The organism is Enterococcus sp. DIV0691 (genome assembly GCF_051711145.1).
In the GTDB taxonomy this organism is placed as follows: domain Bacteria; phylum Bacillota; class Bacilli; order Lactobacillales; family Enterococcaceae; genus Enterococcus_B; species Enterococcus_B hirae.
The window spans coordinates 120,178-134,373 of sequence record NZ_JBIOLY010000001.1 but is presented as its reverse complement, the minus strand read 5'-3'; the positions used below and the strand labels follow the sequence as shown (position 1 = coordinate 134,373).

Sequence of the window (14,196 nt, the reverse complement as noted above, 5' to 3'; positions counted from 1 at the left end):
AACATTGTAAATCAATAATCTGCTTGTGCGCAAACAGTCTCAAAGCTTACACTTATCTAAGGAGGTAGACTTTTTACAACTGCAAGCATCAATTTCATTGTTACATAATTAAAACTATAAGCACGAGGTGTATTAAAAATGTCTGAAAAAAATCTAAGTAGTACTGAAAAAAAAGCAGAATTACTGGCCTTATTCTTAGGTCTAAAAGATAGCAATGTCTTCCATTCTAGTGGACCCGATGCTAAAGAATTTTATCAATTACTATTCTCTAATTATCAGAAGATGATCTTAAAAGATTCAGATAATTTCTTCGTTGCTAAAGAACACAAAGCCTCTGTAATTGAATCCTTACAACATACTATTGATTTTTATGAAACTCAAATGGTAACTGAAATTGTTCACTTGTTAGAAAGATTAAAATCCGATAATTACACTTCTTTTATCATTACCTCTGCTAACTTTCTTACTGAAGGTGAGGGCACTAAACATAGTGTCGGATTACTCATACATAAAAAGAAAGACTATTATACAGTAGCCATATTAGATAAAGGCGGTTACTATAATGAGCGACAGGGAAGCTATGTAAAGATTCCTAAATCAAAACTACAATTACTTAGCCAGGTACTCTTGGATAACAAAAGCACCAATAAAACCGTAGGTAGTTATAATAAAATGCAAAACTATGGCATTTTAAACGCGATCGTAGAACTTTCAAATAATGATGATATTTCATATGTCTCACCAAAAGCATCTGATTTAAAAATTAAAGTAAAAAAGCAAATGGTTGGTAATTGTATCTTTGCTGGTGTTAATCTAGCCTTTAAAACAGCCTTATTTTGTTGCCATACGGATGTTTATAAAGATATTGATCATCGTAAAAATAATATAAGTATAAAACCTATGGAAAAGATAGAAGCTAGCTATGAGACTAATCAACGTTTCTTGAATGTACTAAAAGGTAATGATATCAATGAAAATAAAGTTTTAGACATCATTTACTCATATTATGAAGAAAGAAAACACGCTAAAATGTCTCTTCCCAAAATAAATAAAAAATGGAAAACTTCAAAAAATCCTTTTCTTAGAATAAAATATCATATTAGAAAATGGCAAATTCAACAAAAACAAGAGATAATTTATGCCCATATCACGAAAGAAATCATGCAGGACCCTTATCTTAATTTAAATAAAAAAAAGATAGAATCTATAAAGGCAACCCAGCCAGCTAAAACTATGTCTAATGAAGCTTCTTTGCAAAATAACTATTGGACACGTGACCGTTAAAATAAAAGTTCTATAATTTATGGAATTAATGAAACAGAATTGATTCTGTAGTCTCCCCAAAAGTTAGACCAAAAGTCTAACTTCTGAAGTTCGGTACATTCTTCAGTCCCATTTTCATTTTAGCGATTAAAAAACATATCTTCTCTAATGTGATTAAATAACCATAACCTAGATAACTGCTGTGTGAATGGTTCTATCAAAAAAATGATCAGATTAGTAGACAAAATTTAATCATTCGGAAAGTTGCTCACGAGATCGTGCAAAAAAAGGCCTTGATTGTTGTTGCGATTCTTTCACCTGCTCCGTACGCCTGTAAAAAGCCACGACGACCCTTCTAATAAGAAATGATCGTCATGGCTTTTGCAAACTCTTCATACAAATGTTCATTGCGGTAGCGATTAAACCCGGGGTCGTGTTTTCGTAATAGCGTGCGTAACTTCATGGGATGATAACTATCGATCAAGTGATTTTTTCGTACAAACTCCCTCGTCAATTGCCATTCATAATAATAGCCAAAAGGACGGCAACTATAGCGGGTACCATGAATGATTTTATCTTCAAAACGACGATGGGTATGTCCAAAAACAACCTGTTTGATATTATCGTATTGATCTAATAGTTGTCCAAAAGAAGCGGAACCTAAAAAAGCATTTAAGTTGTTCCAGCGTTCGTATGGAGCGTTCTGATAAACAATAAAGTCTTTTTTAGGAACGAAATGCGTCGCTAAAATGACGTCCAGTTTTTTGGCTTCTAACTGGTCTAGTAACTTTTTCATTGCTATCAGAACTCGAGCGTTGACTTCAATGTCACTTCCCTCTCGTTTAATAAAACGATCATACCAGTAAAGGTTCTTCATACGCAGAATTTGTTTATTTTCTTTTAACTCTGAGAATTGATAATCATACCAACCATTCATCCCAAGTAGGACTGTCTGCTTATTCAACGCCAGATATCGTTCATTTAAAAAGTGAGAATCCGGGAAATGATTCATCATTTCTTCTCCCTCAACATCTGCCAATTCATGGTTCCCAAAGTTGAACGTTGTAGGAATTCCTTTTTTGGCAAAAAATTCAACAACTGCTTGGCAAAGATCGACTTTATTCGCCACATCTCCTGCTAAGTGAAGCCGTGTGATCCCTTTGTCTGTGAGAACCTTCCACAAAATCAGCCATTCTTGTTCATTAAACTGATTGATATCTACATGTAAATCGCTGATAATTGCCAAGTTTCCCATACGCTTACCTTCTGTCTCCTATTTTCTACTCGTGATGTATGATTTGAAGATTACCTTTTAGTAATCCACTGGGGCCTTTTAACTGTAAACTCTTATAAGTCGGTTCAACTGCAATTGTCGTCGGATCATCTAGATACATCAATGCACTTTTTTTGATGTAGATTGGTCCAACAGCTGTTTCTACTTTGACAGAGTATAAACTCAAATCTTTTGTTGTCTCTTTCTTTACGAGAATCAAACGAAAGGATGTATCAATCTGACAAGTTACTCGACTGTCGGCAAAAGGACCATCTCCGTCTTCAATATCAAGTAATAACTGTTCATCTTCATTTTGTTGTGCTAATAATTTTTCTTTTGCTTCATCTGTTAGTAATAATTCCATTCTTATCACCTCAAACTTAGCTTAATGATTTTACAACTCAGATGCAACTAACTTGTTTATGCTACACCTTTATCAACTTCTACCTGCTTGCCATTCTTGTCGTGTCAATCCTCGCAAGACAACTGAAACGATTTTTCCTTTGAAACGCCTTGCATCAGGGATGATTCCTTCTTTTTTCATCCCAAGTTTTTCCATTACACGCCCCGACTTAGGGTTTTCTGCATCGTGATAAGCAAAGATCCGAACCAAGTTTAACTCTTCAAATCCTAATTTTATCAATGCTTGACTCGCTTCTGGAACAAATCCTCTTCCCCAATAGTTCTTATTCAGTGCATATCCGATCTCTGCGTTATCTTCATTTTCTTGTACTCTTAAATCAATTGTCCCGATGAATTGTTGATTTTCTTTTAATTCAATACCGTACTTCCCTAAAGGTGCTGACATAAAATAATTAGCGATGCTGTTTTTCGTATCTTCAACGGATTGATGTGTTGGAAATACAAACCGTGTCGTTTCTTCATCATGAGCATAGTCATACATGTCTTTTGCATCATTTAATGTAACGGGGCGTAAAATCAAGCGCTCTGTTTCAATACGTTGATGTTGCGCAAAAACCAAATTTCGATTGATCAATTGTTCCATCGCTATCCTCACCTTTTGCTTTTTCGTTTTCTTAACTGTAGCGAAATTTGTTATAACTTTCAACTACTTCCGTCGAAAGAATTCTTAAACCTGCCTAAAATAAAGGACTGGAAAGTTCAAAATAAAAAATCCTTAATCATTGCTTGAAAAAGAATAATTTTTTGTTCACGTTTTATTAACATCTTTTCGTTATCGTTGAAATAACCAATAAATACAATGGATATCGGAGGAGTTCCTATGAGAGAATATACGAAAAAAATCTATTTTATTGAAGAAACCCAAAATATTGAAGGATCTTATATTGAAGTAAAAACCTTATTTGTCAACGAGGATAAAGAACAAGCCCTCACGACATTTAAACAATTATCAAAAAAACTAATGCCTTCTTTTGGCTTGGTACTAGGTGAGTATAAAATCAAAGCCGGAAAAAGTTATTTTTCCCAATTGTTAAAACGGTGGGCACATTTACCAGCTGAATTTTATCGTACAATGAAGATTCTGAATTACCAAACATTAGCTGAAACGAAAATGTGAAAAAGTTAAGTTTTATTTATGATTCGTTTAGTATCCTTATCAACACCATAGGAGGCGAACGAGATGATAAAAAAATTTTTCACACGATTATTTACCCAGCATCAACCTAGAATTAATCCTTATGAAGTCGAAAATGAATTTATGTTGAAGACAGACTTCCCTAAATGCTACTAATAGCTTGCTTTATAACCAAAAGAGAGACTGACAGATTATTTTCTGACAGTCTCATTTTTTCTCCTATTTAAATCTTCTAAATATATATATCTATATACAAATCCATAACCATTAATCTTCCTTAAAAAAAAAATGTACTTTTATTAAACAAGCTTATGTTCTAGAAAGGTATTTCTCTTGCTTTACAACATATGATTGTAACGAAGGCTTAGTTCTTTGTTGTCTAGGTAAGGTAAGAATATCTCCCATTTTTTTTAATTGAGGTATAGAAGGTGGCATTTGTTCATTGTTGATTCCTACAATACGAGAATCTTTTTTAAATTCTTCAACAATTTTATTCCGTTTATAAAGCCTCCAATTTCTTTTATAAATATTGTTATATCTTCTTTTTAAAACTATGTATTTTATTTTTTTATATATATTATTTTTTCTTTGACTTCGTATTTTTTCTAATTTCATCATCTTCTGTTGTAATTTTACATTTTTTGGATGATTTTTTCGCTTCAGATAATAATTGTTAAAAATATAGTCAAAAGACTTATTTTGTTCATGTTGATTACTTTTCAAAGCCTTAAGAAATCGTTTTCTCATCTCTAAAGTTGAATTAGGGCAAGTGTTCCATTTCGGTCTCAATGTTGGTTTAGAATTAGAATATGACAGAATACTTTTTTGACAGTTAAAAAGAGCTACTTTAAGTGTAGATTCTACCTCGCTAACAATGCAGTTTCCAACATTTTGAGGTGACATATCAACGTTAAGCCTAGAAACACACTTTTTTGTTGATATGTGAACTAATTTCTTTAATTCTTCGAAAGGTTGTATCGTTGGTAGAGAAAACTTATTACTTAAATAAAGTACATGATTAAGCTGGTCTATTCTTTCATCAGAGATGGTTACAAGTCCAACAGGAAATTGATGATTAAACTGTTTCGCTTTATCAACCATTACTACGTCATAACAATTTCCCTGTTTATATATTATTAATCCAGAACAATGTCCTTTACCAGCATAAAGAGGATAGGCAAGTGGTACAATCAAAAATGACGTAGGATCATTTGTTTTAAGACTTTCTAGTATTTGTAACGATGCAGCAGTACTTGGTGCATTACAAAAATCTAGTGTTTTTGTTAATGACGAAAGAATGTGTTCTTTCCTATTTTCATCAATAAAGAACCCATCAGTATCCTGTTCAATCATTTTTTTGTAGGTAGAAAGTAGCATCACTTCGTCCTCTGTGCCAGTATCACCGTCTCTCTTGTGCTCTGTGACAGCATCTTCCATTCTATAGTATAAGTTGGTATTAGGTTTTAACCCTAAGGTCAGGGCTAAAAGCTCATAACGACGTTGATAATCATCCATATAATTCAATTCCTTTCTATGTAGAGATTAAGATGAATAATTTAAAAAACTTTATTCGATTCATTAGTGGGAGTTGCTAACAAATATAGCATAGTTGAAGATATAATATTCATTAATTTTTTCCTCAAGAAAGAAATAGTTGTTCTAAGCTTACATAAATGTGAGCACATCCCGTTATGACTATAAAAAAGATTACTCCACCATCTATAGAATCTAATATTTTTTTATATATAAAGAAAATGAGACCGATAACAATCGTCCCATCTCGTTTTTACTTTATTTCAAGGCTTGAGCAACATCTTCAATCATTAATTTCATGGATTCTAAGCCTCCACCACTTAGATACCAAACGTCTGGCTGTAGCGAAATCACTTTATGATGTTTACCTGCATCCGTTTGTGCAATCAACTCATTCGCAGCGACATTATCCTTACTGTCATCGCCACCGATCGCTTTCGTACGATCTACCACAAAAAGAATACCAGGATTTTTGTCTAATACATATTCATAAGAGACGCTTTGTCCATGAGTAGAAGCTTCAATATGTTCATCTGCTTGTTTAAAACCAAAGACATCATGAACAAGTCCGAAGCGTGATCCTGAACCATAGGCGGATAATTGTCCTTCATTGACTAACGTCACTAACGCAGTTTGATCAAGATTACTTGTTTTTTCTTTTATCTCATTGATTTTTTTAGTTAAATCGGTAAGTCCTGCCTCGGCTTGATCTTCTCGATCAAAAATCTTTCCTAAGGTTTGAACATTTTGTTGTATCGATTCCCATGGCTTGCTTGAATCAACAGCTAAATATAAAGTAGGCGCAATTTTGTTTAATTCCTCTTGATAATCGCTTTGTCTCCCTGAGATAATGATCAAATCAGGTTGCATTTGGTTGATTTTTTCTAAATCAGGTTCTTTAAGTCCGCCTGCGGAATCCACTTCTTTATATTTTGCCAAATAGTCTGGTAAATTCTTAGAGGCCGCACCAACGACTTTATCCCCCACTCCTAATGCATCCAAAGTATCTAAAGAACCATTATCAAAGACGACGACTTTTTGAGGTTTTTGTTTAACTTCAATTTTCTCACCATTACTGTCTTTTACGGTCAAAGAAGATTGAACTTCTCCGCCACTGGTTTTCGTATTTGTCGTAGTACTTCCCGCATTGCTACCACATGCTGCTAACGCTACTGTTGCTACTAATAAAAAACTGACAACTAATTTTTTCATTCCGATTCTCCTTCTGCTATTTTAAAAATAAAGACAGAATCTGCGTCCTTCAATCTCGCAAACTCGAATGTCCATTTCATATAATTCATCTAAGATGTTCTTTTGGATAATTTCATTGGTGGCTCCTTGAATAAACAGTTCCCCATTTTTCATGGCAATGATCTCATCCGCATAGCTTGCTGCAAAATTGATATCATGAAGCACAATAATGATCGTTTTCCCTAAATCTCGAACTAAGTGTTGTAAAATTTGCATGATCTGAACAGCAAAATTCATATCCAAATTATTTAACGGTTCATCAAGTAAGATATAATCAGTATCTTGGGCTAACACCATCGCTATATAAGCTCGTTGTAATTGCCCTCCCGAAAGCGTATGAATCATCTGGTTTTTTAAGGAGGTTAAACCTAAGTGTTGCAAAGATTCCGCCACGATTAGTTGATCTTTTGTAGTCAACTTGCCTTTCGTATAAGGAAAGCGCCCAAATTCTACCAGTTCTTCCACTGTGATTTGCATACTAATGCCATTTGATTGGCGTAAAATGGCTAATTTTTGAGCTAATTCTTTTGATCGCCAGGCTTTCACTTCGTTATGATCAAGATAGATTTCCCCAGTATCTTTCGCAATCAAACGACTAATCATGGATAAAACCGTTGATTTACCAGCACCATTGGGACCAATAAAAGCCGTTAATCTTTGTTCATGGATTGATACATCGACGTCTTTGACTACCCGTTTGTCATGGTAACTTTTATTGACCTTTTTTAAATCGATCATCCAATTGTCTTCCTTTCTCGAATCAGTTTGATCATAAAGTACAGTCCTCCTGAAAATTCTACGATGACACTGACAGTGGTATTCCATTTAAAAATTTGTTCAACCAGCAGTTGTCCCCCCACCAAAAACAGTAACGCAACCAAAAAACTACCTAAAAACAACTCTCGATGCCGATAAGTCGCAAATAATCGATAACTAACATTCGCTACAATAAAACCTAAAAAAGTTAATGGTCCTACTAATGCCGTTGCTGTCCCTGTTAAAAGACTGACACCGCACAGGATTAAAAATTGAAATCGCTCTGTATCGATTCCTAAATTGATTGCCTGCTCTTGCCCTAGATGAAAAACATCTAAATAACGACTTTTATAAAACAAAAAGAGCCATGTACCACTAATCAATATAGTTGCTGGTACTAGATAATGACTAGGGATGTTCCCAAAACTAGCAAATAATTTTCCTTGTAATAAATCATATTCGTTTGGGTCCATCACCACTTGTAGAAATGTACTCACACTACTGAACAAAGTCCCTAAGATGACACCAGTCATCAAAAGCAAAAACAAGTTCGTTTGCCCTCTCTTCAGTAAAAAGAAAAAGAGTAATTGACTCAGACCTACCATTAACGCAATATTTGTCAAAAAAAAGCCAGTCCCTGTTTGCTGAAGCATGGTCACACCCCCAACGATAAAGAAAAGGACCGTTTGAACTAAGACATAGAGAGAATCTAGTCCTAATACTGAGGGTGTCAAAAACTGATTTTGGGTAATTGTCTGAAAACTGATCGTGGCACTACTGGTGGCTAACGCAACCAGTAAAAAAGCAACGATTTTTTTACTCCGTAAGGCCCAAGCAAATTGCCAATTTCCATAAGTGTTGATCGTTAAATAGCTCATAATCACTAAGAGGACAAGAAGCAACAGTCCAATGAATACGCCCCTTTTTTTAAGCATATTTTTTCCTCCTAACCAACAAATAGAGAAAAATAATAGCCCCGAAGATTCCCACGATCACACTTACTGGGATTTCGTAAGGATAGATCACCAAGCGAGCAACGATATCACAAAAAAGTAAGAAAACACTTCCCAACAATGCAGTAATACCAATTGTTTTATGTACTTGATCTCCATATAAACGGGCTGTGATATTTGGAATGATTACCCCTAAAAATGGAATACTTCCCACCATGATCAAAACAATCGCACTAGCCAAAGAAACGAGACCGATCCCTAGTAACTGCATTTTTTTATAGTCAATCCCTAAATTGACCGCAAATGACTCCCCCAATCCAACAATCGTAAATCGATAAGCAAAGAAAGAAATAACGATTAATAATGGAACGGTTACATAAAGCAATTCATAATTTCCACGTATAATCGTGGCAAAATTCCCCTGTAACCAAGAAGACATATTTTGGATCAATTGAAATTGATAGGCAAAAAAAGTGGCAATGGAGCCGATGATATTACCTAACATGACACCGATCAATGGTAACATCAGTTGATTCTTTTGAGGTAACGTTTGTGCCAAAAAAAGAAATAAAAGTGTCCCACCAAAAGCAAACAAAAAAGCGGTAAATGAACGTAAAAGCAACGGTGCATTTGGTAAAAAAAGCATCACCACTAAAATACCCAATCTTGCACTATCCATCGTTCCAGCTGTAGTAGGCGAAACAAATTTATTTTGCGTCAAATGTTGCATGATCAAGCCACAAATACTGCTAGTTGCTCCTGCAAGGATCAGGCAAACCGTTCGTGGCAGACGAGTGGCAAGAAACAATTGCGTGCTTTGTCCTTTGAATTGAAGCAAATCAATTACTTGAATCGTTGAGACACCAATAAATAATGAGCTGATAGTCAGTAAACCTAACAACCCTATGAGCCAACCGTAGCGCATCAAACCCCTCCTGTAATTGATAATGATTCTCATTCTTATTCTAAGTGAACAGATGAACAAAAGCAACCGCTTTTTTTCCTTTCAAACTTCAATTGTTTGTATGTTATACTTTTATTAGCTATACAATGAAAAGGAGGATATTTTGATGTCAAAAGATGATGTACAAAGCCACTTAGATAAGGGGATGTATGGTACACCATTAGTTAATCCGGAGGAACAACATAAATATATGGGGACATTCCGTGAACGTTGCTATTTAAGTATGACTGTAGCTGAGATGAAAGATCCTATAAACAAAGAAAACTTTCTCAAAGAAATCGAAAAACAACCCGATGTTACGGTTCTTCTGAATGGCTCGCTACCTTTAACGATCCAGAATCAATATATCCAACTTGCTACCAAACAAAATGTACGCTTTACGATCGTTAATGATTATGTATCTGATGATCCCAATAGCTTTGGTTTATTAGTCGCTGCTAAAGAAGCGGTCAACGAGCCAGTCATTGATGTAGAAAAGAAATATCCCAAACAAGAGTCTCTTTCTCCAAAAGAACAGCCGAAGAAAAAAAGCTTTTGGGAACGACTATTTTAAGCTTATGCTGACTGTCATATTCCCCATAAAAGGCATGATACTCAAAACAATCTCTAAAAAAGAGAAGATACTAAAATTGACAAGCAATTTAAGTATCTTCTCTTTTTTTGGCGTTGAACACTATTTTCAATCTACAACATACCTCATTCAGTAAAAAATCTTTCACCTATGTTATCCCATAGCTAATTTCTTTTGATCTTCATAACTATTCAATCAATTTTAAGGGGCATTAACTAAATTCCATTCAACGTGCCCCGTATAATTTCCGGGTTGTGCTACCTTTGCATCAGTGATTTTGAGCGAGACATTTCCTAAATCATAATTATAGACAGAGGTATGAATTGCTTGAGTAGCTTTCATTATAACGGTTGGGCTATCCGTTTTTATTTCTGGTGAAATAGTACCTTGGACTTCACTACCACAATCAACCAAGTCCGTACTAGGATTAAATGGCGCATTTCCATCATTGATATTTTTCTTCACGATACCTTGGTTAGTTAGGACGATCGAGCTTGTTGGAATCTCCTGAGCGCTATCCCAAACAAGTTGCGCTTGTAGTGACCAACTATTATTAGTTTGACTCTCATCACATACACCGACATCAAAAGAAGTTTGTTTAATAAATGGAATATATTGCTCTCCTGATTCTTTTAATGGTGTTTCAAGAAAGCTAAATTTCTTAGGGATATAAGAAAGTCCAAATGAACTTGTTGTTCCCGGTCTCATATTGTCTGAAGGAGATGGCATTTCTGGTAATGGTGACCAGATGGCTTGATAAGTCGTATTGAGTAAGTCTGTCACCTGATTTCCACTGCCCCCTTCTTTTATGTTCCAGCCGATAAAAATGCTATTTGGTTTCTCAGCGACTAGAGTAGCTTTGAATTGATCAAGTGTTGCCATTTGTAGTTTAGGATCGGTAGGAGAAACCGCAACAGATTGGAAATAGTGTTTTGTTATACTATTATCTTCAAACGTTCCCCCGTTGGCATCAAAAGTAGGACCAGCGATTATCCGATTATTTGAAAGATAATTATAATTCAATAGTTTATTATCTTTGGCAATAACTAATAGTGGAGTCTTGTTGTCTGTAGTAAAGATATTAGTAGTATCAGTGACATTCGTCAGATCAAATTGTCTTAAATCTAATAAGTTTAACTCATTCATGCCAAGAAACATGCTGTTCATAATCTTTACTTTTTCGGTTTGAAAAGAGCTCAAATCTAATTTTTTTACACTAGATAAATAAGAAAACATATGATCCATATTTACTACTTGACGAACATCCCAATTTGCTAGTTCTAATTCTTGTAATTTTCGATCTGCATTGAACATATAATTCATATCTATAATATGGGAAGTATCCCAACCACTCAGATTTGCTTTAGTTAAAAGGGGATCATTAGCAAACATCGCTCCTGTGTTTGTCACTGTACTAACATCCAATCCCGTCAAATCTACTTCCTTTAAATTCGACCAAAATTGAAAAGCATGTCTTAAATCTGTCGTTTGAATTGGTACTTTATTCCCCGAAGCAATTTTAAAACTGGTAATCGATTTATAATTAGGGAAAACTGCAGTGTTGATATTGTTCAAAATAGTCGGCTTTCCATTGATTACTGTAGGCACAACGATTTCTTGGCTCTTTCCAATGTATTTCGTTAAAAGATAACGATCCTTTTGTGGCGTCAACTGATATTGCCATTCCGATACAGTACCGGTTGCTGCTGTAACAGAGGAAGTTATTTGATCTACAGGCGATGTCGCTACATAACTTCCCTCAATAGAATGTTCATTCATTAGGTCTTTTAAAATGACACTGTTTGCTAGTTGTTCTTGCAATTGATTCTGCAATGAAACTGGCCAATGACTTAAATCTAAATTTTTTAATGCGTGACAATTAGTGACGAATCCTTTGACACTTTTAATCATGGTTGTCTTCCAATTGTTGATTCCCTCAATTTTTGTTAACTGTGGACAATCATTAAACATATCACTCAAATCTTCTGGCATTTCATTTTCTAAGATTGTCACTTGTGTTAAATTCGGACAATTCATAAACATACCTGATAGATTAGTCGCATCAAGTTTGTTGATCTTTACAGATTGTAATTGCGCACAGTTTTTAAACATTTCACTTGTATTAGTCACTTGACTAAAATCAGTCTGCCCAAAATCAACATTTCTAAGTGTTTGATTTCTAAAAAATACTTGTGACAAGTTGACACTATTTCCCTGATCACTAGCAATACAAGGGGCGAAAGGAAGATCAGCAGATACCGTCAAAGAATGCACTTCATTTTTGTTGATATCTCTCAAAAATTGTGGAGATAAGATTAGTTTTTTTATATTTGGTTGAATAGCATCTAAAAATGAAGAATTAATCACGATGGCTGGGACTTGGGTATTGTCTGACAATCCTGACAGCGTTAGTTCTGAATCATTCAATAGATAGTTGATGTGTTGATAGACTCCCTGATGAATTCCTCCCGTAGGCGATTCTACTACTTGCTTCAAGTCGTTGTTTTCAACGGCAGTCGCTGTTTGCTCTGTTTGGCTATCTGCAAAGCCTGATTGTCCATAATAAACCATATTTCCTAACAAAATCATCATGATCGAAACATATTTTATTTTTCTCAAATCAGTCAGCTCCTCTTCACTTATAATTGTTTCGCCACAACGAAAAAGTAACCAATACCTAATAAGATGAAACAAATTGAAGTAATAAGAATTAGTGTATTAAGATAAAGAATCGTTTTATTTTCTTCTCCTATAATCACTCTTTTATAATTCATTAAAAATAGGTAAATGGCTAAGCCCATGAAGAGAATACCCGTTGAAATAATAAAAATCGGTATCGTATACATCATTGTTCACTCCTTCCAATCAAATAAATATAAGACTTATACTTATTTGATTCCTCCTTTGAAAGTATGTTATTTCTGTTCATAAAGTAAATCATTCATACTCCTATTTTTTCTAAAAATGGATATAAACGAAAAATAGAATGAGTACTCATTAATTTTTCTTATATCTTATAATGAGATAACTGATGCCAGCTACATTGACTAAAAAGAGAATGATCCAACTAATTTGGAGCCATTGAGGAACAACAACGTGATAAAGCGACTGTTCATTGATATCATTAGCCGTTGTTGGATTGATCGTAAATTCTTTGCTAAATAACCATTCCTTGCCACCTGCCTTAACTGAACCAGTAAAAACATATGTCCCTGCTTTTAGTTCATCCTTTTTCCAATCAAATTGAAAAGGATAGACTGAATAAGGTGCAATATTTATATTTGTTTTTTGTTGCTCTTTGATGACTTTATCTGTATTTTTTTCAAGAATTTTACCTGCAACAGTTGCTTGATCAAATATATAAGGGTTAGGATTTAAAATATCTGCTTGAATGATTTTTCTTCCATTTGATAAAATCGGAGCGACTTTTTCTAAAGTAACAGAAATAGGTTGATTCATTTTGGTTTTTGCATTGTTGGTTAAAACTACTCCTAATGTGTAGTTATACGTATTTTCGATTGATACTTCTTTTTTCTGGTCTTTTGGTGTTTTTTCAGCTTTCTCAGAAACCACGATTCCTCCGACGACCACACCGGGAAATTTTTCTTTGGGTAATGTAACCGTAAGAGAGGTCTTTACTTCACTCTTTGCTGGTACTTTGACTTCTGACTGTGTCGCTTTGACGATCGAAGTCAATGGTAATTTCAAATCTTTGTTGTCTTTTATCGTACCTGTATAATCTAACAAACCATTCACATTGGTATTTGCGTTTGTAACTTTAATCGTTAATAGTTTCTCCTGATTTGAACTATTGATCAATTTAACACCCAATTGATCTTGTGTACCTGGTTGCTCACATAGATAAAAATAGCCTAAATTAGTATCAATTTGATGTATATTGGGAATACGTTCGATCGTATAGCCTCCCATTATTTCTTCTGCTTGAACATCCAACGTACCAATAAACATAAACATAAGAAATAAGATGATTGATTGCACTTTTTTTAACAATACCGTTCTTCCTTCCTTTTTTTGATTATCAGCAGCTCTTTGATCAAAAGCTTGGTCTGCCAA

The 14,196-nt window shown here is 34.5% G+C and carries 14 protein-coding genes; 3 read left to right on the top strand and 11 right to left on the bottom strand.

All coding sequences use genetic code 11. The features are described from left to right. Window positions 1–138 precede the first annotated feature (138 nt). Window positions 139–1,284 carry a hypothetical protein gene (locus IGJ11_RS00660; RefSeq protein WP_010720395.1) on the top strand — a complete coding sequence of 382 codons (1,146 nt, stop codon included), beginning with the start codon at window positions 139–141 and terminating at the stop codon, window positions 1,282–1,284. 334 nt (window positions 1,285–1,618) lie between these two features. Here IGJ11_RS00660 and IGJ11_RS00655 read toward each other — a convergent pair whose 3' ends face one another. The 3 genes from IGJ11_RS00655 to IGJ11_RS00645 all read right to left on the bottom strand — a co-directional run bounded on the left by IGJ11_RS00655 (window position 1,619) and on the right by IGJ11_RS00645 (window position 3,542). Continuing rightward, on the bottom strand, window positions 1,619–2,518 hold the full coding sequence (locus IGJ11_RS00655; protein WP_207431803.1) for a metallophosphoesterase: 900 nt from the start codon (window positions 2,516–2,518) through the stop codon (window positions 1,619–1,621). A 25-nt stretch (window positions 2,519–2,543) separates the two neighbouring features. Then, window positions 2,544–2,900: an iron-sulfur cluster biosynthesis family protein gene (locus IGJ11_RS00650; RefSeq protein ID WP_010736822.1), complete on the bottom strand. Its 357-nt coding sequence runs from the start codon at window positions 2,898–2,900 to the stop codon at window positions 2,544–2,546. A gap of 72 nt (window positions 2,901–2,972) precedes the next feature. Next, the gene (locus IGJ11_RS00645) at window positions 2,973–3,542 is read right to left on the bottom strand and encodes a GNAT family N-acetyltransferase (protein WP_010720398.1); all 570 of its coding nucleotides are present in this window, start codon (window positions 3,540–3,542) and stop codon (window positions 2,973–2,975) included. 237 nt (window positions 3,543–3,779) lie between these two features. Between IGJ11_RS00645 and IGJ11_RS00640 the strand changes: the two genes are divergently transcribed. Then, a complete protein-coding gene (locus IGJ11_RS00640) occupies window positions 3,780–4,076 on the top strand; it encodes a hypothetical protein (protein ID WP_010736821.1) in 297 nt (98 codons plus the stop codon). A 327-nt stretch (window positions 4,077–4,403) separates the two neighbouring features. Here the strand turns inward: IGJ11_RS00640 and IGJ11_RS00635 are convergent, their stop codons facing one another. From IGJ11_RS00635 to IGJ11_RS00615, 5 genes are all read right to left on the bottom strand, one after another. Beyond that, window positions 4,404–5,609 (bottom strand): hypothetical protein, encoded by a 1,206-nt coding sequence (locus tag IGJ11_RS00635; RefSeq protein WP_207431802.1) that lies wholly within the window; start codon window positions 5,607–5,609, stop codon window positions 4,404–4,406. A gap of 276 nt (window positions 5,610–5,885) precedes the next feature. Continuing rightward, complete coding sequence (locus tag IGJ11_RS00630; RefSeq protein ID WP_178286969.1) at window positions 5,886–6,839, bottom strand: siderophore ABC transporter substrate-binding protein; 954 nt, start codon at window positions 6,837–6,839, stop codon at window positions 5,886–5,888. A gap of 21 nt (window positions 6,840–6,860) precedes the next feature. Beyond that, window positions 6,861–7,616 carry an iron ABC transporter ATP-binding protein gene (locus IGJ11_RS00625; protein WP_096709751.1) on the bottom strand — a complete coding sequence of 252 codons (756 nt, stop codon included), beginning with the start codon at window positions 7,614–7,616 and terminating at the stop codon, window positions 6,861–6,863. Further along, on the bottom strand, window positions 7,613–8,569 hold the full coding sequence (locus IGJ11_RS00620; RefSeq protein ID WP_178286973.1) for an iron chelate uptake ABC transporter family permease subunit: 957 nt from the start codon (window positions 8,567–8,569) through the stop codon (window positions 7,613–7,615). Before IGJ11_RS00620 ends, IGJ11_RS00625 begins: the two co-directional genes overlap by 4 nt. Next, entirely contained in the window at window positions 8,562–9,512 is a 951-nt protein-coding gene (locus IGJ11_RS00615) for an ABC transporter permease (protein WP_010736816.1), read from the bottom strand. The genes IGJ11_RS00620 and IGJ11_RS00615 overlap by 8 nt, the downstream gene beginning before the upstream one ends. Window positions 9,513–9,657: 145 nt before the next feature. Here IGJ11_RS00615 and IGJ11_RS00610 point away from each other — a divergent pair, with 145 nt between their 5' ends. Further along, window positions 9,658–10,104 (top strand): YueI family protein, encoded by a 447-nt coding sequence (locus IGJ11_RS00610; protein ID WP_010720405.1) that lies wholly within the window; start codon window positions 9,658–9,660, stop codon window positions 10,102–10,104. 219 nt (window positions 10,105–10,323) lie between these two features. Here IGJ11_RS00610 and IGJ11_RS00605 read toward each other — a convergent pair whose 3' ends face one another. From IGJ11_RS00605 to IGJ11_RS00595, 3 genes are all read right to left on the bottom strand, one after another. Further along, window positions 10,324–12,741 carry a BspA family leucine-rich repeat surface protein gene (locus IGJ11_RS00605; RefSeq protein WP_063626409.1) on the bottom strand — a complete coding sequence of 806 codons (2,418 nt, stop codon included), beginning with the start codon at window positions 12,739–12,741 and terminating at the stop codon, window positions 10,324–10,326. Window positions 12,742–12,761: 20 nt separating this feature from the next. Further along, window positions 12,762–12,971, bottom strand: a complete 210-nt coding sequence (locus IGJ11_RS00600) for a hypothetical protein (RefSeq protein ID WP_232011861.1) — start codon at window positions 12,969–12,971, stop codon at window positions 12,762–12,764. Window positions 12,972–13,119: 148 nt separating this feature from the next. After that, entirely contained in the window at window positions 13,120–14,133 is a 1,014-nt protein-coding gene (locus tag IGJ11_RS00595; RefSeq protein WP_207431800.1) for a DUF3324 domain-containing protein, read from the bottom strand. Between the last annotated feature and the right edge of the window lie 63 nt (window positions 14,134–14,196).